The organism is Rhizobium sp. CFBP 8762, from assembly GCF_014841565.1.
In the GTDB taxonomy this organism is placed as follows: domain Bacteria; phylum Pseudomonadota; class Alphaproteobacteria; order Rhizobiales; family Rhizobiaceae; genus CFBP-8762.
In genome coordinates this window covers 666,184-689,087 of record NZ_JACYUD010000002.1, presented here as the reverse complement: position 1 = coordinate 689,087, position 22,904 = coordinate 666,184, and the positions used below count along the sequence as shown (strand labels likewise).

Annotated in this window: 20 protein-coding genes; 9 read left to right on the top strand and 11 right to left on the bottom strand. The window is 57.7% G+C overall.

Going from position 1 to position 22,904, the window contains the following annotated elements; translation table 11 throughout:
• Positions 1-37 precede the first annotated feature (37 nt).
• The 8 genes from IFT84_RS08325 to gcvA all read right to left on the bottom strand — a co-directional run bounded on the left by IFT84_RS08325 (position 38) and on the right by gcvA (position 7,926).
• A complete protein-coding gene (locus IFT84_RS08325; protein WP_192118204.1) occupies positions 38-856 on the bottom strand; it encodes a sugar phosphate isomerase/epimerase family protein in 819 nt (272 codons plus the stop codon).
• 37 nt (positions 857-893) lie between these two features.
• Positions 894-1,652 (bottom strand): SDR family NAD(P)-dependent oxidoreductase, encoded by a 759-nt coding sequence (locus tag IFT84_RS08320; protein ID WP_192118202.1) that lies wholly within the window; start codon positions 1,650-1,652, stop codon positions 894-896.
• A 71-nt stretch (positions 1,653-1,723) separates the two neighbouring features.
• Entirely contained in the window at positions 1,724-2,764 is a 1,041-nt protein-coding gene (locus IFT84_RS08315; protein WP_192118200.1) for a transketolase family protein, read from the bottom strand.
• A 14-nt stretch (positions 2,765-2,778) separates the two neighbouring features.
• Positions 2,779-3,630 carry a transketolase gene (locus IFT84_RS08310; RefSeq protein ID WP_192118198.1) on the bottom strand — a complete coding sequence of 284 codons (852 nt, stop codon included), beginning with the start codon at positions 3,628-3,630 and terminating at the stop codon, positions 2,779-2,781.
• A 160-nt stretch (positions 3,631-3,790) separates the two neighbouring features.
• Positions 3,791-5,050: a TRAP transporter large permease gene (locus IFT84_RS08305; protein WP_192118371.1), complete on the bottom strand. Its 1,260-nt coding sequence runs from the start codon at positions 5,048-5,050 to the stop codon at positions 3,791-3,793.
• A complete protein-coding gene (locus IFT84_RS08300) occupies positions 5,050-5,643 on the bottom strand; it encodes a TRAP transporter small permease (protein WP_192118196.1) in 594 nt (197 codons plus the stop codon). Before IFT84_RS08300 ends, IFT84_RS08305 begins: the two co-directional genes overlap by 1 nt.
• Before the next feature lie 2 nt (positions 5,644-5,645).
• Positions 5,646-6,653 carry a TRAP transporter substrate-binding protein gene (locus IFT84_RS08295; protein ID WP_192118194.1) on the bottom strand — a complete coding sequence of 336 codons (1,008 nt, stop codon included), beginning with the start codon at positions 6,651-6,653 and terminating at the stop codon, positions 5,646-5,648.
• 331 nt (positions 6,654-6,984) lie between these two features.
• A complete protein-coding gene (gcvA, locus tag IFT84_RS08290; RefSeq protein ID WP_192118192.1) occupies positions 6,985-7,926 on the bottom strand; it encodes a transcriptional regulator GcvA in 942 nt (313 codons plus the stop codon).
• 286 nt (positions 7,927-8,212) lie between these two features.
• Here gcvA and IFT84_RS08285 point away from each other — a divergent pair, with 286 nt between their 5' ends.
• Positions 8,213-9,097 carry an NAD(P)-dependent oxidoreductase gene (locus tag IFT84_RS08285; protein WP_192118190.1) on the top strand — a complete coding sequence of 295 codons (885 nt, stop codon included), beginning with the start codon at positions 8,213-8,215 and terminating at the stop codon, positions 9,095-9,097.
• Here the strand turns inward: IFT84_RS08285 and IFT84_RS21735 are convergent.
• Complete coding sequence (locus tag IFT84_RS21735; protein ID WP_192118369.1) at positions 9,094-9,240, bottom strand: BBE domain-containing protein; 147 nt, start codon at positions 9,238-9,240, stop codon at positions 9,094-9,096. The genes IFT84_RS08285 and IFT84_RS21735 overlap by 4 nt on opposite strands.
• A 467-nt stretch (positions 9,241-9,707) precedes the next feature.
• Here IFT84_RS21735 and IFT84_RS08275 point away from each other — a divergent pair, with 467 nt between their 5' ends.
• The 7 genes from IFT84_RS08275 to IFT84_RS08245 all read left to right on the top strand — a co-directional run bounded on the left by IFT84_RS08275 (position 9,708) and on the right by IFT84_RS08245 (position 17,133).
• Positions 9,708-10,439 carry a FadR/GntR family transcriptional regulator gene (locus tag IFT84_RS08275; protein WP_192118188.1) on the top strand — a complete coding sequence of 244 codons (732 nt, stop codon included), beginning with the start codon at positions 9,708-9,710 and terminating at the stop codon, positions 10,437-10,439.
• Positions 10,440-10,555: 116 nt separating this feature from the next.
• Positions 10,556-11,521 carry a substrate-binding domain-containing protein gene (locus tag IFT84_RS08270; protein ID WP_192118186.1) on the top strand — a complete coding sequence of 322 codons (966 nt, stop codon included), beginning with the start codon at positions 10,556-10,558 and terminating at the stop codon, positions 11,519-11,521.
• Positions 11,522-11,578: 57 nt separating this feature from the next.
• Positions 11,579-13,123: a sugar ABC transporter ATP-binding protein gene (locus tag IFT84_RS08265; protein WP_192118184.1), complete on the top strand. Its 1,545-nt coding sequence runs from the start codon at positions 11,579-11,581 to the stop codon at positions 13,121-13,123.
• A complete protein-coding gene (locus IFT84_RS08260; RefSeq protein WP_192118182.1) occupies positions 13,120-14,112 on the top strand; it encodes an ABC transporter permease in 993 nt (330 codons plus the stop codon). The genes IFT84_RS08265 and IFT84_RS08260 overlap by 4 nt, the downstream gene beginning before the upstream one ends.
• A gap of 16 nt (positions 14,113-14,128) precedes the next feature.
• Complete coding sequence (locus IFT84_RS08255; protein WP_192118180.1) at positions 14,129-14,914, top strand: SDR family NAD(P)-dependent oxidoreductase; 786 nt, start codon at positions 14,129-14,131, stop codon at positions 14,912-14,914.
• An 18-nt stretch (positions 14,915-14,932) separates the two neighbouring features.
• Positions 14,933-16,045 (top strand): mannonate dehydratase, encoded by a 1,113-nt coding sequence (locus tag IFT84_RS08250; RefSeq protein ID WP_192118178.1) that lies wholly within the window; start codon positions 14,933-14,935, stop codon positions 16,043-16,045.
• Positions 16,046-16,110: 65 nt separating this feature from the next.
• Complete coding sequence (locus IFT84_RS08245; protein WP_192118176.1) at positions 16,111-17,133, top strand: hypothetical protein; 1,023 nt, start codon at positions 16,111-16,113, stop codon at positions 17,131-17,133.
• A 63-nt stretch (positions 17,134-17,196) separates the two neighbouring features.
• Here the strand turns inward: IFT84_RS08245 and IFT84_RS08240 are convergent, their stop codons facing one another.
• Complete coding sequence (locus IFT84_RS08240; protein WP_192118174.1) at positions 17,197-18,396, bottom strand: MFS transporter; 1,200 nt, start codon at positions 18,394-18,396, stop codon at positions 17,197-17,199.
• Between the two features lie 465 nt (positions 18,397-18,861).
• Between IFT84_RS08240 and IFT84_RS08235 the strand changes: the two genes are divergently transcribed.
• The gene (locus IFT84_RS08235) at positions 18,862-21,252 is read left to right on the top strand and encodes a membrane-bound PQQ-dependent dehydrogenase, glucose/quinate/shikimate family (protein ID WP_274603591.1); all 2,391 of its coding nucleotides are present in this window, start codon (positions 18,862-18,864) and stop codon (positions 21,250-21,252) included.
• Positions 21,253-21,586: 334 nt separating this feature from the next.
• Here the strand turns inward: IFT84_RS08235 and IFT84_RS08230 are convergent, their stop codons facing one another.
• The gene (locus tag IFT84_RS08230; RefSeq protein WP_192118171.1) at positions 21,587-22,765 is read right to left on the bottom strand and encodes a porin; all 1,179 of its coding nucleotides are present in this window, start codon (positions 22,763-22,765) and stop codon (positions 21,587-21,589) included.
• Between the last annotated feature and the right edge of the window lie 139 nt (positions 22,766-22,904).

Sequence of the window (22,904 nt, the reverse complement as noted above, 5' to 3'; positions counted from 1 at the left end):
GGTTCTTTCGCTTCGTAAACTGACACATTGGCCGGGTTCAAGGGTTGCCGGGTACGAACCTTTTTGCCGCCGCTACGGTGCGTTGCAACCACGCATGTTCCTGACGGCAGGTCGCTTCGATATCTGTCGTCTGCGGCAACCAGTGCTCGAGGATGCAACTCATATCATCAGGGCAATGCGCAAGCTGTTCAAGTATCTCGGCAATCTCGGCGCGCCCTTCGCCCAGCGGTGTACCATGAATGCGGAACCCCACTCCATAAGGATCCGGTGTGATCTGATAGTCTTTCAGGTGCAGGTTGATCGCGTAGGGTGCCAGCATCTTGACCGTTGTCATTGGCCATTCGCCAGCGCAGATGGAATTGGCCACATCCAGGCATACGCCCAGCGCATCATCTGCGACCGTATCGAGCAACTGAACCATCTTCGAAGAGGGGTAGTTGAAGTGGTTTTCAATGGCAAAGCGCAGGCCAGCTTTCCTTCCATCCGGAAGCAGATCGCGGATTTCGGCGGCTAGTTCCGGTACAGGAATCAACGCATCCTCCGCATCAAGCGCCACTCTCAGGATTCTGGCACCGATACGCTCGCCGATGGGAATATAGCGGGCGAGTTCCGCAGCGTTGAAAGATTGCGTGCCCAGTTCCAGCGCCATGCCATAGTCATCCGCGCGTGCCTTCAGGGCGTGGTGATCATGGGGCGTCAGCCGGTCTAGCGGCAGATTGTCGGCATATTGCACGACGTGCAAGCCATGGAGATGGGCAATCTCAAGAACCTCCATTGCCGTCATGGGCGTGGCGGGTTGCACGTCCTTTATGCCAATAGACCAGCGAAAGGCATAACTGCCCAGTCCAAGTTTCATCGTGCTGTTCTCCTGCAAGAATTGCGTCGACCGCGTATCAGTGGATCAAGGATCCGCCATTGACATCGACTTCCGAGCCGGTGACGTAGGCGGACAGGTCGGAGGCAAGGAAAAGGGCGCAGCCCGCCACATCGGAAGCGGTTCCCGCACGGCCCATTGGAATGCCCGCCTTGATCTCCTCCAGCTTGTCCGGTGTCAGCATGCCTGCGGTGATGTCGGTCGCTATAAAGCCAGGGCAAATAGCATTTACGCGCACATTATCGGGTGCAAGTTCACGAGCCATGGCTTTGGTGAGGCCCAGAACACCGGCCTTCGCGGCAGAATAATGGGGCCCACCGAAAATGCCACCGCCGCGCTGCGCGGAGACGGAGGACATATTGATGATCTTGCCGCTTTGGCGAGCCCGCATATGGGGAATGACTGCCTGACTGCAATACAATGTGCCGCGCAGGTTAACATCCAGAACGGCGTCGTAATTCTCGGGCGCGATATCCAGGATCTTCAAGGGTTGCGTGATGCCGGCATTGTTGACGAGGATATCGATCTGTCCCCACCGGGTGACCAACTCGTCAACGACCTTTCGAACGCTCTCGAGATCCGTAACATTGCAAGCCATGCCAAGGTGCTGTGATCCAAGATCGGCGGCGGCGTCTATAGCGGCGCTTGCCTCAAGGTCGAGAATTGCGACGGTTGCGCCGTGATCGGCGAAAAGTTGGGCGGTAGCCTTGCCGAGACCACGCTTCGACGCCGCACCGGTGACCACTGCGAATGTTCCATCAAGTAAAGCGGTTGCCATCTAGATATCCTTTGTCTGTGCCCACCGAGCTTGGCGTGGGCGAATGTAAAATACGATGAGATGTGGACGTGTCAGAGCCAGCCACGGATCTGCGAGAGTATCGCGGTGGTCGAAATGCCGTAGCGGTCGTGCAGCGTCGGCAAGGCACCCGCATCCAGAAACTGGTCCGGCAGGCCGATCATCCGGAACTTCGGGGTCACGCCGTTGGTCAGCAGCGTCGATGCTACCGCTTCGCCAAGACCACCAATGCGCGTATGGTTTTCCGCCGTGACAACGAGACGACCGGGTTGTCCAGCTTGCGCCAGAATCGTGTCCGTATCGAGCGGTTTGATCGTCGGGCAGTGCAGCACGGCAATCGAAATACCATCCTTTTCAGCCTCCACTGCTGCGTCCAGGGCGCGCATGGTCATAAAGCCGGATGCAATGACGAGCACATCCTTGCCATCCCGCAACAGTTTGGCTTTGCCCAGTTCGAACTGATAGTCCGGGCAATGTTTGTGAATGACGGATGGGACCTTGCCACGGAGAAGGCGCATGTACACAGGGCCGTCATGCGCGACGAGCGCCGGTACGGCTTGCGCAACATCAATCGCGTCGCATGGGTCGACAATTGTCAGATTGGGAAGGCCGCGGAATATTGCGAAATCCTCTGTTGCCTGATGGCTGGGGCCATACCCGGTTGTAAGGCCCGGCAAGGCGCAAACGATCTTGACGGGCAGATTTTCCTCTGCGATTGCCATGGCGATGAAGTCATAGGCGCGCCGTGACGCAAAGACTGCGTAGGTCGTGGCGAAAGGGATAAAGCCTTCCCGTGCCATGCCTGCCGCAGCCGAGATCATGACCTGTTCTGCCATGCCCATCTGGTAGAACCGTTCGGGAAAGGCTTCCGCGAAGATGTGCAGATCGGTGTATTTTGCCAGATCGGCGGTAAGGCCGACGATGCGGGCGTCGCTGCGGGCCTGTGCGACAAGCGCATGGCCAAAGGGCGCCGGTACCGCATCATAACCTTCGGCGGCCAGCGACGCGATCATTGCAGAGGTTTTTCCGCCTTCACCAGGCGTGGGGATGCGAGGCTCCCATTTGCGGTGCGGATCGTAAGTTCGTGTTACCATTCTGTCCGTGTCCTTCAAGCCGGGCGGGTTTCATCGAGAACATCGAGCGCTTTTTGCCATTCGTCGGGCTCCACGCGAACGAAATGCGCCATTTCACGGGCTTCGAGGAAAGGTATGCCCTTGCACATCAGTGTATCGCAGATGATGACGCGCGGTTTAGGGTCCGGCAGATTGCGGGCTGTATCGAAAGCGGCGACCAGCGCATCTATATCGTTGCCGTCGACCCGCTGTGTATGCCAGCCAAAAGCTGCCCATTTGTCCGCAAGCGGTTCGGCACTGAGCGTTTGGGTGGATTTGCCGTCCGCCTGCTGATCATTGAAATCCACAATGCAGATCAGGTTGGACAACTTGTGGTGGGCCGCCGACATGGCAGCCTCCCAGGTAGAGCCTTCGCCGAGTTCGCCATCCGACATCAGGTTGAAGACGAAGGCCGGATTGTTTTTGGCTCTCAGGGCAAGCGCCATTCCAACGCCGATCCCAAGCCCCTGACCCAGCGAGCCGCCGGTTATTTCCATACCGGGCGTGTAGGCAGCCATGCCAGACATTGGCAGGCGGCTGTCGTCGGCGCCGTAGGTTTCAAGTTCCTGATCGGGCAGGATACCCGCCTCGATCAGCGCTGAATAGAGCGCAATAGCGTAATGGCCAATGGACAACAAAAACCGGTCTCTGCCCGCCCATTCGGGATCGTCAGCGCGATAGTTCAGTGCGTGGAAGTACGACACGGCAAGCACATCGGCTACGCCCAAGGCTTGACCGACATAACCTTGCCCCTGAACCTGGCCCATGCGTACGGCTTTGCGGCGGATTTCCCATGCGCGCCGTGGCAGGCTCATGTTTGGCAACTGGCTGGCGGAGATACCGCTCATGTTCGCTCCTTTGTTTCTCTGAAGGTGGCTTGCGTCGGCACAGCAAGGACCACCCGGCAATCCGCTGATCGCCGACACGTGTGAAAACAGGGTTGGTGTGATGCCTTTTTTGTGCAGCATCAGGAGCAGCGCGGCGGTCATCCCCGCCGCGTTGCCAGGGTCAGTATATCGTCAGCGCCGGGACGTAGCTGACCAGTGCCAGAACGATCATCGACACCAGAAAGAACGGCCAAAGCTCGCGCGTTGTGGCACCAAGGGACGTTTTGGCGATAGACGCGGATATGAACAGGGTCGTGCCAATGGGCGGCGTGTAGAGCCCGATGCCGAGGTTCAGCACCATGATCAACCCCAGCTGAACGGGATCAAGCCCGATGGATGCTGCCAGCGGCACGAAGATTGGACCGAGAAGCAGAATTGCAGGCGGCAGGTCCAGCGGCATCCCAACAATCAGCAGCAGAATGTTCATGGACAGAATGATCAGGATCGGATTCTGGACAGTGGCTCCGATCCATTCCGCGAAGCGTTCGGGAACCTGGTCAAAGGTCAGAATCCAGCCGCAAACCGCACTGCCGATGATAACCAGCATGACGACACCGGTTGCAATGCCAGCTTCAACCATGTTGTCGCGGAATCGTTTCCAGGTAATGTCTCGGTAGAAGAACACACTCATTACCAGCGCATAGACAACCGCCAGGACGGCAATTTCGGTTGGGGTGGCAATACCGAACCGCAATCCAAGCAGGATTAGGACCGGCAACAGCAGGGCCGGGCTGGAGACGAAGGCAAGACGGCTGAGTTCCTGAAAGTTGGCGGACCGCTCGGGGGCAGTGAAGCCGCGGCGACGCGCAATCCAGTTGCAGGTCAACAAAAGCCCGACGGCAAGCAGAACACCAGGCAGAAGACCAGCGACGAACAGATCCGCAATCGATGTGCCGCTGACCAACGAATACAGGATGAGTGGGATAGACGGGGGAATTAAGATGTCGATAACGGCGGACGTCGAGTTGTTGGCCGAGCACAGGGCGGCCGGATACCCCTGCTTCTTTTGCCAGGGAATGAGCACCGAGCCGAGGGCGCTGGCATTGGCAACGGCGGAGCCCGATACGCCACCAAAGACGACCGAAGCAACGACTGTCGTTGCCAAGGGCCCGCCGCGCCAACGTTCCATGACCTTCGACGCAAAGCTGAGCAGCTCCGCACCCAGTTTGCCGCCCAGCATCAGCGTTCCGGCAAGCATGAAGAAGGGCATGGCCAGCATGGGGAACGATTGGGTTTGCTGGTAGAGTTGCTGGGCCACGATGCTCAAGGGCAGGCCCCCGAAGAAGTATATGGCAGCGGACGACGATATGATCAGCGCATGTCCAACGGGCACAGCCAGCATCATCAGGATGCAGAAAATAATGATCATCGCAAGACTCATCATTGCCCCGTCTCCTCTGGCGTGGGCACCGGCATGGCTTCGGGTCCGATGATCGTCACGCGAATGACCAGCGCCAGTGTTGCAATGATGACCGCTGCCGATCCCCCGGTAAGGGCATAATAGCTGTAGCTTGCCGGCAGGTTCAGCACAGGGCTGACGTCGATCCATGACAGACTGGCTACATCGAATGTAACGTAGACCAGAACCGCGTGACCGATGATCACGATTGTCTGCGCTATGATCCGAAAGACCTGCTCAGCCCGTCGGCCCAACATTTCCGGCAGCATTTCGACAGCCATGTGCCCGCCATGCTGCACGCCAAGCGCAACCCCCGCCATAATGAAGAACGGGAAGATGCGCTCTGGCATTTCTTGCGCGAAAGAGAAGCCGCCGCCCAGAGCATAGCGGGCAACCACGTTACTGAACAGCAACAGCAGCAAGGCACAGCCAGCGGTGAGCACGATAGCCCGCGCAATCAAGGAGACGACGCGATCGAGCCCGTTTGCGAGCCTCAACATCGGTGTCAGCGGATGGCGGGATACCATGGCGAACGCGCTAAGGTTCTCCCTTTGTGTCTCGTCAGGGCCGTTCATCGTCACGCCTTCGTGGCTGCGATAAGGTTGCTGACGAACTCCCCAAAGGGCTTGGCCTTCCACAATTCCGCGACCGGTGCGGATGCCTTGCGAAAGTCGTCCTTGTCGACCTCGTTGATCTTCAGGTTTGCATTGGCCTTGAAGGTTTCCAGATGCTTGGCCTCGGCTTGCTTGATGAGCCCGCGCTGCATCCGGGTTGCTGCATCAGCGGCTTCCTGAATGGCAGTCTTTTGCGTATCGTTGAACCGTGTCCAGCGAATTTGCGATATCAGAAAAGGTGAAACTTCCCACTTGTGCCCTGACATGGAAATGAAGGGGTTCACCTCGTAAAGCTTGGAGCTGGCGATATTCGTGAGCGGATTTTCTTGTCCGTCGACAACGCCTTGCTGGAGCGCGATATACAGCTCGCCAAAGCTGATTTGCTCGGTGTTTGCACCCAGAGTTCTGAAAATGTCGATTGTCATCGGGTCTGATGGTGTGCGGATGGTCAGCCCGGCAAGATCGGCAACCTTGTTGATCGGGCGTTTTGAATTGGTGATCTGGCGAATGCCGTTATCCCACCAGCCGAGCGGAACCATATTGATCGACGCAAACCGCTCCGTCAGCGCCTTGCCGGTATCCCCTTCGAGAACCTTGAAAGCAGCGTCACTGGTGTCGAACAGGAAGGGCAGGCCGAGGGTCGCAATTTCCGGCACAAGGGCAGCACAGGAGCCCTGACTGTTGATCGTCATATCAATGGCCCCGGTGCGCAGGCTGGTCAGCAGCGATTGTTCGTTGCCAAGCTGTTCGGCACCCGCAACACGCACGGAGTACTCACCGCCCGTTTTTTCGGCAACGAGGCGCGCAAACTCGTCTGCTGCAATGCCACGCGGATTACCGGGGGCTGCGTTGTGCCCAAGTGTCATGACAACGGCGGCCTGCGCACCGCGCGGCAGACACAGGATTGCAGGGGCTGCGAGAAGGGCCGTTGTTCCAGCCAAAAAGCCGCGTCTGTTGAGCGTCATAGTCATTGTTGAATGCCTCCCTGTGGCGATGGTGTTGAACGGAAGCGATCACGCCCGGTCTCCTCCCGGCGCGGTCGTCCATTGCTAGCGTGGCGAAAAAGAAATGGTGCCCTTCATGCTGTTACAAGACAGCGTCCAGCACACAACAGTGCCTGGTATCCTTGCGGACTGACAACATGCGAAGTTCCTCCCTCACGGACATCAAGCCGGACATGTCCGGTTGCAGCGTGCTCTGCCAAAGGGTCAGCGTTTCCTCCAACTGGCCCTCTGTCACTACTATTTGTTTGGACCCTCCATTAGGTCAAACGCGAAATGAAACGCTATTCATGAAATGATTTCATGCCAAAGGAGGCAAGCCCGCCTTGCCCTCGGCAAACTGCTTGTACTGTGAGCGAGCGAGCTCATTCAAAATCCATTTTTCGAACGCCTTGATTTTTGGAACGTTCTGCTTGGCCTTCAGCGTGGACAGGCTGTGGCATGCGACCATGCTGCGCTTGTCTTCAAACAGCGGAACAAGGCGACCGGTTTGAAGCTCCCGTTCAACCAGAAGATGGCTCTCCAGACAAACGCCAAGACCATCGACCGCAGCGCTGATGGCCATGAAGGACCGGTCGAAACGTGGTCCCCTGTCAAAATCCAGTGGGACATTATCATGCCTCTTTGCCCAGCCGCGCCAACTCAACAAGTTCACTTCCGAGTGGATCAGTGTGCACTGACATAGATCGCTCGGCTGTCGCAAGTGATGCGGTGTCCGGGCAATAAAGTCAGGCGAACAAAAGGGCATGATGGCCTCTTCCGGCAATGGCAGGGTAACGACACCACGGATTGGCAACACACTGCCATAGCGGATGTCTACATCAACAAGGCCGGCATTCAGATCAACCGGATCGGCTGAGGCATAAAGGCGAACGTCGATACTGCTGTGCTGCGCGCTAAAGCGAGCCAAACGTGGCATGAGCCACTGGGCCGCAAAGCTGGGAACTGCATGAACGGTCAAAATATCGGACTTGCCATGCCGTTCGATGTCACGGGTGGCCGCTTCGATTGTAATGAAGGCTTCGGAAATACTCTGGAAAAAATTCTCCCCCACATCCGTCAGAGCAATCGTTCGGGTGTTGCGGTGAAACAGGCTGACACCGACCTCCTGTTCCAGAAACCGGATCTGGTGACTGATAGCACTGGCCGTTACGTGCAGTTCGTCGGCGGCAGCAGCGAAAGACCCACGCCGGGCCGCTGCCTCAAATGCCTGGAGTGCTTTCAGGGACGGAATTTTTCTCATTCACGCGGCTCCCATCGGTTCGACAGATGAATTGTGAGGTGCGATGTTGGCATTTGGGCAAACTGAATTCAATAATCGCTGACAGGAATTCGTTTGAAGCCCAGTGGATACTCTCCTACGCTTCGACTGGTGGGGACGAAGTTTATCGGGGCGGAGGAGCGTCGTGTACGGGGAGGTGGCGGTCCGAAGCCCACAGCGGACCGTTGAAGAGCCATGAACGGCTTTGTTGCAGCCTGAAACAACGACAATCCCCGAATGGCGCATCGCTTTATTCGAGGAATTGAACATGACTATTGCTTTTATAGGGCTTGGTTCCATGGGTATACCCATGGCGCGCAATCTGATGTCAGCCGGTTTTCAGATTCATGGGTACGATGCCAACCCGAAAGCTCTTAGCGTTTTTGCAGCGCATGGCGGAAGGCCGGGTCTGAGTGCAGCCGAGGCCGCTGCCAATGCCGACGTGGTTATTCTCATGGTCGTCAATGCGGCGCAGGCGCAGGACGTGCTGTTCAGCGATGGTGTGCTGGATGTGCTTGCTCCCAACGGCACCGTCGTGCTGATGGCAACCTGCCCTCCGGGAGCAGTAAAATCCATGGCAGACCGCGTGGAACGAACCGGACGATCCTTTGTGGATGCTCCGGTTTCGGGTGGAGTTGCAGGTGCCGAGGCGGCAACGCTGACAATTATCGTTGGTGCGTCGGACGAAAGCTTCCAGCGGCTTTCCCCTGTATTCCGCGCACTCGGCGACAAATTGTTTCATGTGGGAACCGAGGCGGGGCAGGGCGCTACGGTCAAAGTCGTCAACCAGCTGCTGTGTGGCGTTCATATTGCTGTGGCTGCCGAAGGCTTTGCGCTTGCGAAAAAAGTTGGTGTCGATCCCAAGATTATTTTGGAGATTCTTGCCGGATCATCCGCTGCAAGCTGGATGCTAAAGGACAGGGGGCCACGCATGTTGGAGGAGGATCCTGCTGTGTCAAGCGCTGTCGACATTTTCGTGAAAGATCTGGGCCTGGTGCTGGACGCGGGTCGCGAAGCCAAGGCGGCCCTGCCTCTTGCCGCGGCTGCCTACCAGATGTTTCTGGCAACCAGCGGCAGGGGTGAAGGCGCTGCAGACGATAGTCAGGTGATCCGATCTTACAACCTTTTGAACCAGCCTCGATCATCGGCTTAGATGATGGACTGAGGGTGAGAAAACACATCATAGCGATCAAACTGATATTTCGCTTGCTGGAGACGCCCAAGATTGCGGTCATAATACTTTGAGCGCCACTCATCGGGATTGAGTGCTGGGTCCGGAAAGTTCTGATAGGCGATATGCTCGCAACTTTAGAAACGTCTGGCCATTCCAACAGGTGCAGCTTTCGAGATCGTCTTCCTTGAAGACCGGTTGAGTAAGTTATCAAGCTGGCTTTTGTCGCAAGTGAACTGTCCCAGCAAGGTCAGTTCCACTGGGTTGCTGCCAGCCTAAGACGGTAATCCGTTGTGTTTTCAACAAAATGCGGGTGTCGGCCTGTTGGTTGCCTGATCGATTACGGCAAACAACCTGTCGGTGACCGGCAGAGCATTATGAGCATTCACGTTGATAGGCGTCGCACATCGTCGACGCAGCGGGTTGCTACGCCCACATTCGCGGACATGCTACTAAAACAACCTTTATTATGGGGCCACGAAACGGGTTTATAACCTGACATGCCTATTTTCATGAACAATCTTCGAAACTGATTGACGAAGGTATAGAATTGGTCCAACAAATACTAAATGGAAGCGGGGTAAAATTCAGCATGTCGGTTCAGAGTGATGATGGCTTACCATTGGAGGTCTCTGGGAAAGGTAAGACCTCGGCGGTGGACCGTCTGGTAGAGCAGATACGCGATATGATTTCGGCCAGCGGGCTGGGAATTGGCGATGCGCTGCCGACCGAGCGTGACCTTGGCGAACAGTTTCAGGCGGGGCGCAACACGGTGCGGGAGGCGCTGCAGGTGCTGCGTGCTTACGGCATGGTAGAGACGAGACCAAAGGTCGGCGCGGTCATCAGCGGGGGGCATGGCGAAGCGCTGCGCAAGCTGTTTGCGTTTCACAATGGCATCTCGCCGGACTCGTTCCGGGACTTGCAGGGCTTCCGCCGGATTTTGGAAACCGGCGTGGGCGAACACATCATCCTGACTGCCGAGGCAGCTGATTTTGACCGGTTGGATCTGATCAACGAAAGAATGCTGAGGGCGGAGAGCATTGAGGAGGCGGCGCGCTGCGATTACGCGTTTCATGCCGCCATTGTCGAGTTATCAGGCAACCGCACCACGCTCGCCGCCTACAACATGCTGCGCTCGGTCATCGAAGAGGTCATGCGTCTTGGTAAGGCGCAACGTCCCGTGCATGCGGTAACCTTCGAAGCCCATGCCAAGATCATCCGCGCACTGCGCGCGCGCGACCGCATCGCCTACGAGTATCTGATGAGCGATCATCTGGAATTTGGTCTCCGCTTTGTCGAGGAGGAGACGGCAAAGCAGCCGTGACAACGGTGGGATGAGACCAAACCGCGCCGAAGAGGACGGCGCGGAACGATTATTGCCGCATCCCGTCGCCCATGGGATCGGCAGACTGAGGAGGGCACCCTGGAGGAGAACCACACATGATTACGACCAAACGCAATTTTCTGATACTCGCCGCTCTGCTGGCGACCACAAGCTTTGTCCCGCAGAATGCGCTCGCCGAAGGCAAGGCCATCGCCGGTATTGTCTTCCAGCAGGACCAGTATTTCCGCGGTATTCAGATCGGCATGGAAAAGGCCGCCGAAGCGGCTGGCGACGAGTTGCTTGCCGGCAACAGCGATAGCAAGCTGGAGAAAGAGGCGCAGTTGATCGACACCTACATCGCGCGGGGTGTCAACGCAATCGTCATGGCGCCCCTGTCGGCAGACGCCTCCATCCCGGCGCTCAAAAAGGCGCGCGATGCCGGGATTTCCGTCGTGACCTACGGCACCTCGGTCAACAGCGATGTCGCGCAGGCAGCGGTCATGAGTTCGGACCGTGATATTGGTATCAGCACCGGCAAGGCTGCCGCCGAATTTATGAAAACGCTTGACGGTGGCGGCAAGGTTAAAGTGGGTATGCTGGCGTTCAAGGCGCTGCTTCCGGAGCAGTCAAACGCCCGCGTGGATGGCTTCCTGAGCGTTGTTTCGGATCAGATCGATATCAAGGCGCAACAGGATGCGTGGCTGGCGGAAAAGGCGCTCGCGGTCGCCAGCGACATGCTCACGGCCAATCCCGATATCCGCGTTATCTACGCCGCCAATGAAGGTGGTACGATCGGTGCCGTGCAGGCGGTCAAGAAAGCCGGGCTGGAAGGCAAGGTGTTCGTGTTCGGCACGGATGGGTCCGAGCAGCTCGCCAATATGCTGCTGAACGCTGATAACGTGCTGCAGGCAACCACAGCGCAGCAGCCGCTGGAAGTGGGGCGTCAGGCTGTCGAGGCCGCACAAAATCTGATTGCGGGCAAGACCGTCGAACCCAAGGTCAATGTCCCCGTGCTGCCGTTGACGCGTGCGAACGCTGACGGTGTCAACGCCTTCAAGGAAGGCTTGAAGGCCATGAAGTAACGGAGATTGGCGGGCGTCACGCCCGCCAATCTTTGCCATGCTCAGCAGGAAAACCGCATGACCCTTTCGCACCGCACCACTTCGGAGCAGGGAACGCAGGGACGGCTGGATTTTCGTGGTGTAACCAAGCGTTACGGCCCGACGGTCGCTCTCTCCGAGTTTACCCACAGCTTCACGCCCGGCCGCGTCCATGCCCTTATGGGCAAGAACGGTTCCGGCAAGTCTACCCTTGTCAAATTGCTTGCCGGGGTGACCGGGCCGACCTCCGGTACGATCACCATCAACGGCGAGGAGCGCCATTTTGCCTCGCCGCACGACGCGTTCGCCGCAGGCATCGTCACCGTGCATCAGGAGCTATCGCTCGTTCCCGAGCTGTCGGTTGGGGAAAACATTTTTCTGGGGCGCTTGCCCCACCGTCACAAGGCTGGATTCAGCGTTGTCGACTGGGCTGGCTTGCATACCCGCGCTGGCGAACTGCTTTCCAGCATGGGTCTGGATATGGATTCACGCCAGCCCGTGTCGGCCTTGAGCCTTGGCCAGCAGCAGGTGGTGGAAATCGTCAAGGCCATGTCCTTCAATCCCTCGATCCTGCTGCTGGACGAGCCCACGTCGGCACTGGCAACCCGTGAGGTCAATCAGCTGTTCGCGCTGGTCCATCGGTTGCGCGCGCGCGGTGTCACAATTATTTACATCACCCACCGCATGAGCGAGCTGTTTGAAATCGCCGATACCTGCACGGTGATCCGGGACGGACTTTACATTGGCTCGGTCGAGATGGCGACGACGACGCCCACGGCCATCGTGGATATGATGTTCGGCGACGCAGCGCATGCCACCCGCCCGCCCCGTCGCACTACGGATCGAACGACAAAGCCGGTGCTGGAGGTGCGCAATCTCACCCGGTCCGGTCATTTTCACGATGTGTCATTCGATCTGTATCCGGGCGAAATCCTGGGCATAGCCGGACTTCTGGGCGCGGGAAGAACGGAATTGATGCGGGCGATCTTCGGCGCGGACCCGATCCATTCGGGCACTGTCCGGCTTGATGGCGTGGTGATGACCGGTAAAAGCCCGCGCGATATGCGCAAGGCGGGGCTGGGCTACACACCGGAAAACCGCAAGGAAGTCGGACTCGTCCAGTCCCTGTCTACAGCCGATAATCTCTGCATGGCGAGCCTCGGCGCAATCTCCGTCAGCGGTTTTGTGTCGCGCCGCCGGGAGCGCCCTTTCATTGGCCGCCAGATCACAGACCTGCACATCAAGTGCGGCGATCCGGACATGCCGGTCTCCTCGCTCTCCGGCGGCAACCAGCAGAAGGTGGTGATCGGCAAATGGATGAACCGGCATCCCTCCGTCATGTTCTTCGATGAGCCAAGCCGCGGCGTCGATGTGCAGGCCAAGCGCCAGATCTTCGAAATCATCTGGCAGAAGGCAGCAGACGGCCTTGCCAGTCTGTTTGTATCCACCGAACTGGAAGAGGTTCTGGAAGTGGCGGACCGTGTCCTTGTCATGCATCTCGGTGCCGTGGTCGCTGAAGTTGATCCGACCCGAACCAATTTGACCGAACTCTATAGCATCTGCATGGAAGGAGCCCGGCAATGAGCCTCGTGAGCCACACTGCGCCGTCGCGCCGACACAACGTGCCGCTTCGCCTACTCAAGACCTACACGATGGAAATCATCCTCACGCTGCTCGTCATTTTTCTGATTGCCGTAGCACCGGGCTTTGCCTCTACCGGCAACATTCTCAATGTGTTGAGAACGGTCGCCATGCTGGGCATCATCGCCTTTGGCATGACTGCCGTCATTGTCTGCGGTGAAATCGATCTGTCGGTCGGGGCCGGTGCAGCCTTGGCCGGCTGTATTGTTGCGTGGTTCGGTGATCAGTTTTCCGGCGTGTTCGGGGAGTGGGGCGCGGTCATCGTTGGCTTTGCAGCCGCGCTGCTGCTCGGCTTTACGCTTGGCTATCTCACCGGTCGTTTTCGCCAATGGTTCAACGTGCCAACGTTTATCACCACACTGGCACTGTTTGCTGCGCTGCGCGGCTTTGCCAATCTGATAACCGGCGGCTTTCCCCTGTCGTCTTTTCCATCGGGCTTTGATTTTCTCGGCGGTGGTTATCTCTTCGGCATCCCGTTTCCCGTCTACATCTTCGCGCTCACTTTCGTCGGCATGCATATTCTCATGAAATACACGAGTTTCGGGCGGGAAGTGTACGCTGTCGGGGGCAATATGGAGGCTGCGCGGCTGTCGGGCATCGACATCTGGCGGATAAAGGCATGGACACTGGGGCTGACCGGCGCTTTGACTGCCGTCTCCGGCACACTGATCGCTTCTCAGATCGGGGCGGGGACAGGCACGACTGCAACCGGCATGGAGCTGGACGTGATCGCCGCTGTCATCATTGGGGGCACATCGTTGTTCGGGGGCAAGGGCCGCATCTGGGGCACCCTGATTGGTGTTTTGTTCCTCGGCTGCATCTCCAACGGCATGACGCTGATGAATGTCAGTGAGTACTGGCAATACGTGGTGCGCGGCGGAATCATTCTGGGTGCTGTGCTTCTCAATCAGGTTCTGGACCGCGTACGCTGAAAGTGTGGATAGCAACATGACGGAATTTGCAGGAAAAATTGCGCTCGTCACCGGCACCTCCGGAATTGGTCTTGCCTCGGCCATAGGTCTTGCCACGCGGGGAGCAACGGTGCTGGCGTGCGGCAACGATGCGTCCGCCAACGCTGTGCTGGACGGCATTGCCAGAGCACGCGGTTTGTCCATGTCAGCCCGGATGGTAGACGTCTCGGTCGAGGCGGAGGTTGAGGCAGCAGTGGGCAATGTGGTGTCGCGCTATGGCGGTCTGGACATCATCGTCAACGCCGCAGCCGTCCACCCCTTCGGAACCGTCCTTGACACCAGCGTCGAGACATGGAGCCGTTGCCTGACCGTCAATGTGGGTTCGATCTACCTCACCGGGCGGTTCGGCATTCCCGAACTGGCCAAGCGCGGTGGCGGCGCAATCGTCAACATCTCGTCCGTGCAGGGGCATGCCTGCCAACGGAATGTGGCTGCCTATGTTGCCTCCAAGGGCGCGATCCATGCTCTGACACGTGCCATGGCGCTTGATCATGCGGCTGCGGGTATCCGCGTGAATTCTATCAGCCCCGGCTCGGTGCGCACCCCGCTGCTTTCGCTTGCAGCGCGCACCTATGGCGGTGAGGGCGTGAGCGAGGAAGACGCCTTCGCCCGGTTTGGTGCAGCCCACCCCATTGGCCGCATTGGCGAACCGGAAGAGGTGGCCGACCTTGTTGCCTACCTTGTGTCCGATCGCGCGAGTTTTATCACCGGCTCTGATTTTCGCATCGATGGCGGACTGACGGCAGGCATTGGTGTCAGCTAATAAACAGGAAGCAAGAGCATGAAAATTGGCCTTGGGCTCTACCGGGAGCAACTGAACCCCGACAATTATCAATTTGCCGTGCAGGCGGGCGCAACCCATGTTGTGGCGCATCTCACGAATTATTTTGCTGGAAAAGACCCCAAGATCGATAGCGGAGACGCCGGTGGTTGGGGTGATTGTTCGGGCGACCGCCTCTGGTCTTTCGAGGAACTGTCAGGGTTGGTTGCAGATGTCCGTGCGTCAGGACTTGACGTGGCGGCCATCGAGAATTTCTCGCCGAAATTCTGGTCCGATATTCTTCTGGATGGGCCGGAGCGAGCTTCTCAAATGGAAGGGCTGAAACAATTGATCCGCGACGCAGGGCGCGCGGGCATTCCCTGCATCGGCTATAATTTTTCACTCGCCGGGGTCTATGGCTGGACGCGTGGGCCCTATGCGCGTGGTGGCGCGGAATCTGTGGGTTTTGGCGTTCCCGGAAGTACAGCCCCCGATCCTGACGCACCCATACCCGATGGTATGGTCTGGAATATGCGCTACCGTCCTCCGGTCGCGGGTGCAGCCGCCATTTCTGTCAGCCCGACGGATTTGTGGGACCGCCTGACCCGCTTTCTGCAAGACATTGTGCCGGTTGCCGAAGAGGCCGGTGTCGTGCTCGGCGCGCACCCGGATGATCCGCCAGCCGAAGAGCTGCGTGGCACGGCGCGACTGGTCAATCGCGTTGAAAAATACGACCGGCTGATGGATATCGTCGACTCTCCGTCCAACGGGCTGGAACTCTGCCTGGGGTCACTACAGGAAATGCCGGGTGGCGACATCTATGATCATGTTCGTCGTTTCGCCCGTTCCGGTCGCGTCGGTTATATCCACTTCCGCAATGTGCGGGGTCGGATGCCGCATTATGTGGAGACGTTCGTGGACGAGGGTGATATCGACATGGCCGAGATTGTTCGCATTTTGCGCGATGAGAACTATCAGGGTGTGATGGTCCCGGACCATACACCCGCCATGACCTGCGGAGCGTCCTGGCATGCAGGCAAGGCTTTTGCACTTGGGTATATGCGGGCACTGGTGCAGAATGCGGAGGCGCTCGGGCCGTCGCGTTCGCAGCCAATCAGCCTTGCTCCGCAGTAAGAAAGGTCCGATCTCGTGGTTGTCGACCCGACACTCCCAGCCCACCGCTACGGAGGTCTCGTGACGTGACGCTCGCCACGACCCGCAAGACGCTGGCCTGGGCGCATGGCAGCCTTTCGGTGCAATCGCTTGGCGGCATGCTGGGTCCCGTCACGTTTCATCTTGCGAATGGTCGCTCGGTCAGTCCGCTTCACGTTGCGCCATGGGGGGATGACCGGAAACGGGAAACCTTGCCCGCGATGCTGCAGGACTTGCGCGGCGAATGGCCGTGCGTGCCGTTTGGCAGCGCCACGGCGTGCAATCTCCCTGAGGGGTGGGCAAGACCGGGTGCTCGTCATGAAGACCTCGAGCCGCCCCATGGCCACAGTTCCCATGTCCATTGGGATTGGGGCCGTTGCGACAACGATCACATCACCCTGACCTGCCAGTACCCCGAGCATCATGCGATACAGTCTCTTCGACGAACGATCGTTCCCGATCCCAAGACCGCCGCACTGGATATCACACTGGACATTCAGGCACGCCACGCCTGCCGTCTGCCCATCGGCCTGCATCCGACCCTCCGTTTGCCTTCAAGGCCCGGCGCTGTGCGCATTGAGCCCGGTAACTATCGCCGCGTCTACAGTTTTCCCGGTGACGTTGAACCGGGCAAAGCCCTGTTTGCGCAGAACCAAAGCTGGTCTTCGCTTGGCCATATCGAGACGCGACGTGGAACCTTCGTTGATGCAACGCAGGTGCCGCTGGCATCGGAAACCGAGGACCTGTTGCAATTGGCTGGCAGTGACGGACACGCGTCGCTTCACTATGTTGACGAAGCGTTTCGTGTAAGGCTGTCGTGGCAAAAGGAGCATTTTCCCAGTCTTTTGCTGTGGTACAGCAACCGTGGGCGCACGGACTATCCGTGGAACGGGCGGCATGTGGCACTGGGGATGGAACCGGTGGCTTCGGCTTTCGATCTGGGATCCGTCGCTTCGACCAGCGAAAATCCGATATCAACAGCCGGTGTGCCAACAAGCATCGCCTTTCAGCCGCATCGGCTCTTCACAACACGCTATCGAATTTCGGTCGAGCCGACGGGAACGGGGTGATGATTTACAGCACGGCATACCGTTTCCATCGCACGCTGTCATCCGCGAACGAGGCTTTACTCATCATTGAACCACAAGTGACTTGCGTTGGGTCGCCCACACCACAAGCGCCAGCACGATCAACACGGCTCCCCCAGCCACCAGTGCCACCCAACCGCCATGCTGCCACAGGACACCTGCCAGCATTGAGCCAATCGCACCGCCAACAAAATTGCAGGCGACAAAAGCGGTGTTTAAACGGCTTCGGGCAGCCGGATCGAGAGACAGCAACCTTGACTGATTGAGAACATTTGTGGCTTGGACGGCCACATCCAGCAGAAGAACTGCGATCAGAACGGGAATGATATGGGTTGAACCGTAGAGCGCGATCACGAGCGAAACCAGCGCCAAAGCGAGTGCTGCACCCGTTCCTTGAACTGACATGCCCCGATCATGGAGCAGGCCTGCATTGCGTGCCGCGAGCGCGCCCGCAAGACCAACAAGCCCAACCAGACCAATCTGCTGGACCGTATAGGTGAACGGCGGTGAGCTCAGAAGGAAGGTGAGGCCAGTCCAGAACAGCGTGAATGCGCCAAAGACACTTGCGCCGATTATCAGCGTTACCTGCACGCTGCGATGCCCACGCACAACCGTATAAATGGATAGAAGAAGCTGTCCGTAAGAAACTGCCGGTTTCGGCTTTTCGGATGGCAGAGCCCGTGCAAGAAAAACAGCAAGAACCACAATCACAAACGCTGCCACGCTATATATCGCACGCCAGCCCATGGCATGGGCGAGAAAACCGCTGATCGTACGCGATAGAAGTATACCGGTGATAAGCCCGGAAACGATTGTTCCAACCACGCGGCCCCGCTGATCGGGCAAGGCCAGGTCACCGGCAAAGGGCGTCAGCAACTGGCCAGCAACGGTTGTGAGACCGACGGCCGTCAGTGCCATGAGCAGCGTGGCAAAACCGGGTGCCAGAGCGCACGCCACAAGCGCGAGTGCGGAACACATCATAATGAGCGGGATCAGGCGTTTCCTGTTCATCGTGTCTCCAAGCGGAACGATCAGCAGAATGCCTAGAGCATAGCCGATCTGCGTCACCGTGATCAGGCTTCCGGCTGCGCCGACAGAGACATGAAACGAGCCGGCAATATCTGACAGCAGCGGCTGTGCCCAATACAGATTGCCGACAGCAACTCCGCCGGAGATTGCAAACAGCAGGGTAAGCCCCTTCGATATTCCGGCTGATCCTGGATTGTCAGAGAGCAATTTGGACATTCGTTGTGTTCCTCACCGCGATACGATGTGCAGATGCAAATGCTGCCATCAGCCTGTGCGTTACCATCAGCGGCCCCGCTTACGACCACGTCTGTTACCGACGATAAAACGTGTTGAGCGATCCTGAAAGCTGGCGACCGCGAAAGTCCTCCGTGAAGGAATTTCATGACCCATTAAGCCGAGGCCCGGGCTATATCCAGCGAAATTTTATAACACAATAAATATTCGCTTGAAAGGCGAGTAGCTTATGCTAATTTAATTTTAGCGCGAAAACTGAGTAGCCATTCAAAAAGCATTCAACACGAGGGGAAGCCGTTCCCACGTCGTGAGAAATTTGGGTGATGCGAAAAGTACAAACCGTAGTGTCACAGTAAAAAATTAACTCGTTCAACTATAACGCCGATCCGCATGTTGGTTGAACCGCGCAGTGCACAGACCGTTAAAGCAGTTAAGGGAGACTAAAACTTGGTTCCAAGAAATTTGGCTGGCATCGGGCAGATCCTGCTTGTTTGCCTTGGTTGCATCATCCTTGCAACCGGGTTGTTTATGTTGGGTGGGGGAGGCTATCTCATTGTACTTGGCGGCTCGTGGTATTTTGCGCCCGCCGGTCTGGGTCTCTCGGTCGCCGGTGTCCTTCTTGCCATGCGCCGCTCGGCTGGCGTGGCGCTATACGTTATTGTGTTCGCTGCCACATGCGGCTGGGCCGTGTGGGAGGTGGGATTGGCATTCTGGCCTCTCGTTTCCCGCCTTCTGGCGCCTGCGGTGCTGGCTTTGCCGGTCTTGTTGTCACTGCCGGCATTTCGTCCTCGGGTTCGTGCAGCGCAGTTAAAAGTCAGCTACGGTCTGGCGGGTGTAATTGGTCTGGCAATTGTGGCAACCGGCTATGCTGCGTTCCAGCCTATCCCGCTTGCAATTGCGGATAATAGTCCTTCGCCGGTCCCCGGCAAGGCAGTTGGTACAATTACAGGGGCCAACTGGAGTCAGTATGGACGGACGCCGTCCGGAACACGGTTTGCGCCGTTCGATCAGATCAACCTTGAAAATGTGGCCAGCCTTAAAACAGCATGGACATACAGAACGGGCGAGGTGCCTGCTGGCGGCGAGGCGCACGTTGTAACGCCGCTCCATGTTGATGGGGTCCTGTATGGATGCACGCAATCAAACGTTACATTTGCGTTGGATGCCGATACCGGCAAGCAGCTTTGGCGGTTTGATCCCAAGGCGCAAGGGAAGATCTATCCCCGGTGCCGGGGCGTAAGCTATCACGATGCTACAAGCGGCATTGCGCAAGCCCAACCAAGCCCTGCACCTGCACGCCTTTGCGTCCGACGCATTCTAACGACGACGGTTGACGCAAGACTTGTTGCTCTGGATGCGGAAAATGGCGCGCCTTGCCCCGACTTTGGTAACGCTGGCATTGTCGATCTTCGCACCGGCATGGGTGAGGTCAAGCCTGGCTATTACTTCCAGACGTCTGCACCTACGGTCGCGCGTGACGTGGTGATTGTCGGCGGTTGGGTCTATGACAATATGGAGGTGAATGAACCCTCCGGCGTTGTGCGCGCTTTCAGCGTAACAACGGGCGAACTGGTTTGGGCTTGGGATCTCGGCAATCCAGCCATGACCGGCCTTCCTCCTGAGGGCCAAAGTTACTCGCGCGGGACGCCAAATGTCTGGTCCACACCTGCTTTCGACGACAGTCTTGGCCTGATTTACCTGCCGACGGGAAATGCAACGCCTGATTTCTGGGGCGGTCACCGGACTGAGGCTGCGGAAAAATACGCGTCCGCGGTTGTTGCACTCGACATTGGCACCGGGCGCGAACGTTGGCGCTTCCAGACAGTTCATCACGATATCTGGGATTATGATATTGCCTCGCAACCCGCGCTCTACGATGTTCCCGATGGAAAGGGTGGAACGGTACCCGCGCTGATCCAGACAACAAAGCGCGGACAGATTTTCCTGCTCGACAGACGCGACGGCAAACCGATTGCCGATGTTGAGGAGCGGCCCGTGCCTCAGGGCGGGGTGGCAGATGACCGCACAGCGCCGACGCAACCGTATTCTGTCGGCATGCCGTCCATAGGCACGGAACCGTTGAGTGAGTCCCGGATGTGGGGTGCGACCCTGCTTGACCAGCTCGTGTGCCGTATCAACTTTCGTCGCTACCGCTACGAAGGGGAATTTACGCCGCTGAGTGAGAAACCGACATTGATCTACCCCGGTTGGTCTGGCGGTATGAACTGGGGCTCGTCCTCGGTTGCCGAAAATCTGGGATATCTGATCGTCAACGATATTCGGATCGGGATCGTCAATCGCCTGATACCCCGGACAGAATACGACGCCGCTGTATCGAACGGCGAACTCCATGGAGGCAATGCGCCTCAGGCTGGTACACCATGGGGTATTCAGCAACACCGTTTCTTATCGCCAATCGATATACCCTGCCAGCTGCCGCCTTACGGCACGATAACGGCAATCGATCTTGCAACGAAACAGATCGTGTGGTCGATGCCGCTTGGTACGGTGGAAGACACGGGCCCACTGGGAATCCCTTTGAAACTGCCGATACCAATCGGGCTGCCTACGCTTGGAGGACCCGTCACAACAGCGTCGGGCATCATCTTCATGGCAGGCACTCAGGACTATTATATTCGCGCGCTTGACGTGCGCACAGGCCGCGAGCTGTGGAAGGGACGATTGCCGGTGGGAGGAGAGACGACGCCAATGACGTACATTTCACCGAAAACCGGACGGCAATACGTGGTCATCAGTGCCGGAGGCAATCGATCGACGTCAATCCGGGGCGACTATATCATCGCCTTCGCGCTGCCCCAATCGACCCAACCGAAGTAAACAGATGTACTATAGGGCATGTGCCGGAGGGTGGATGGTACAGATACTGTCAACACCGCCAGCACATGCCTGTAGCAACCGCGACCATGGTCATTTGCCGGAACGGAGTGAGAATCAGGCTTTTCCTGCCTTCTACGCCCTGTGAGACTTGAGAAATGTGCGAAACGACCTCAATCACTGTCGGCCAATGTTCTCTAGCGCGAGAAATACCGCACACAAATATCCTGCGGTAGCGGACCTCCATGGTCCAGCCCGCTACCCTTGCTATTTCCATTATCGCAACGCTGATATGAGCAGCGTTGCCGGATAAGATGAAGCCGCCCGCGTCCCTACTCTAGAAAGACCGCTGGAACCGGATGCGGCCAGCCACCAGATCGTCTTTTGCACCGGCGGGAAGTCCTCTGTCATCGATCTTCGCATAGGCAATTTCCGGCGTGATGACGAAACCCGGAACGACCGTGAAATTGACATTAGCGACGGATGCAAAATTCGCAGACTCATCATAGGAAACCTGTGCGTTTAGTTTGATTTTCGGGCTCAACGAAACATTGAAACCGGCCCAGAGGCCCCAGTCTCCAGCCCACAATGCGTAGTAGTTCGACCCCAGAACAGATCGACGACCGGCAGCACGATTTGCCTCGGTATACTGGGCAACCCGATTGCCATCCGTACTCAAACCCGCCATCAGGAAGCCGGTGACCGAGCCGACTGTTGCATCCAGACGCGCTTTGACAGCGCCCTCACTGGCTTCGCCATCGTAGCCGCCAACGAGTTTAAGCCCGAAACCGCCTGACGTATACCCTACGCCCGCAGCCAGGTTTGGAGCGTAGTTGTTGCGCGTTTCCACCCGCGTGCCGGCCAGCGAACCATCAGCGTTGAACGTGTATGTCGTGACGTTGGTATTTTCATCATCCTCAAGCGACACAATACCACTGAACCCATTCCCATCATCGAACGAGTAGGACAAAAGCGTCGTGCGGGCCGGACCGGCTGGAATAATGGCATCGGCAATAACAGTTCCGGTAAAGCCCACAAATGTCGAGAACGCCGACTCTGCAAGCCCGACGCGCAAACCACCGAGATCGATGTAACCAAACGACAGCACAAGCTTGTCGTTATTGTCGATCCGTGCGTCATCGACGTTAAAACGCGCTTCGGCGTAGGTTTTCAGTGCGCCAAATTCCGTATCGGACGCGGTGGAGAGGTTGAGCGTAAACCGGGAGCGCACGTCGGCACCACCATCAAGAATCCGGGAACCGTTCCTGCTCAATACGTGTTGACGGGCAATCAGTGCACTGGGATCGCCGCCTCTGAAATCCGTGCGCACATAACCGCCGAACTTCAGGCATGTTTCTGTGCCGGGAATATAGAAGTAACCGGTCCCAAACGCATCGCAAACGCGCACATATTCGAGTGGCTCAGGCCCTGCAGCCACGATGGCATCGGCCGCATTCGTGTGTGACACCGTTGCAAGTACCGCTGCAGATCCGAGTAGCAGACCATGGATATTCATTGATAACCTCCCTTTAACTTATGAATGTGTGTGTACGGGGCGGACTGGTCGTCCGGAAAATGGCTGCACGCAGCCCCATCGCATTCCCTGGGAATGCGAAGCATGTGAACCTGCTTGGGTTAAAACTGGCGTCTTCAAT

Coding starts and splice junctions, on each gene's coding strand:
- IFT84_RS08325 (WP_192118204.1), bottom strand. CDS start 856: ATGAAACTTGGACTGGGCAGTTATGCCTTTCGCTGGTCTATTGGCATA.
- IFT84_RS08320 (WP_192118202.1), bottom strand. CDS start 1,652: ATGGCAACCGCTTTACTTGATGGAACATTCGCAGTGGTCACCGGTGCG.
- IFT84_RS08315 (WP_192118200.1), bottom strand. CDS start 2,764: ATGGTAACACGAACTTACGATCCGCACCGCAAATGGGAGCCTCGCATC.
- IFT84_RS08310 (WP_192118198.1), bottom strand. CDS start 3,630: ATGAGCGGTATCTCCGCCAGCCAGTTGCCAAACATGAGCCTGCCACGG.
- IFT84_RS08305 (WP_192118371.1), bottom strand. CDS start 5,050: ATGAGTCTTGCGATGATCATTATTTTCTGCATCCTGATGATGCTGGCT.
- IFT84_RS08300 (WP_192118196.1), bottom strand. CDS start 5,643: ATGAACGGCCCTGACGAGACACAAAGGGAGAACCTTAGCGCGTTCGCC.
- IFT84_RS08295 (WP_192118194.1), bottom strand. CDS start 6,653: ATGACTATGACGCTCAACAGACGCGGCTTTTTGGCTGGAACAACGGCC.
- gcvA (WP_192118192.1), bottom strand. CDS start 7,926: ATGAGAAAAATTCCGTCCCTGAAAGCACTCCAGGCATTTGAGGCAGCG.
- IFT84_RS08285 (WP_192118190.1), top strand. CDS start 8,213: ATGACTATTGCTTTTATAGGGCTTGGTTCCATGGGTATACCCATGGCG.
- IFT84_RS08275 (WP_192118188.1), top strand. CDS start 9,708: ATGTCGGTTCAGAGTGATGATGGCTTACCATTGGAGGTCTCTGGGAAA.
- IFT84_RS08270 (WP_192118186.1), top strand. CDS start 10,556: ATGATTACGACCAAACGCAATTTTCTGATACTCGCCGCTCTGCTGGCG.
- IFT84_RS08265 (WP_192118184.1), top strand. CDS start 11,579: ATGACCCTTTCGCACCGCACCACTTCGGAGCAGGGAACGCAGGGACGG.
- IFT84_RS08260 (WP_192118182.1), top strand. CDS start 13,120: ATGAGCCTCGTGAGCCACACTGCGCCGTCGCGCCGACACAACGTGCCG.
- IFT84_RS08255 (WP_192118180.1), top strand. CDS start 14,129: ATGACGGAATTTGCAGGAAAAATTGCGCTCGTCACCGGCACCTCCGGA.
- IFT84_RS08250 (WP_192118178.1), top strand. CDS start 14,933: ATGAAAATTGGCCTTGGGCTCTACCGGGAGCAACTGAACCCCGACAAT.
- IFT84_RS08240 (WP_192118174.1), bottom strand. CDS start 18,396: ATGTCCAAATTGCTCTCTGACAATCCAGGATCAGCCGGAATATCGAAG.
- IFT84_RS08230 (WP_192118171.1), bottom strand. CDS start 22,765: ATGAATATCCATGGTCTGCTACTCGGATCTGCAGCGGTACTTGCAACG.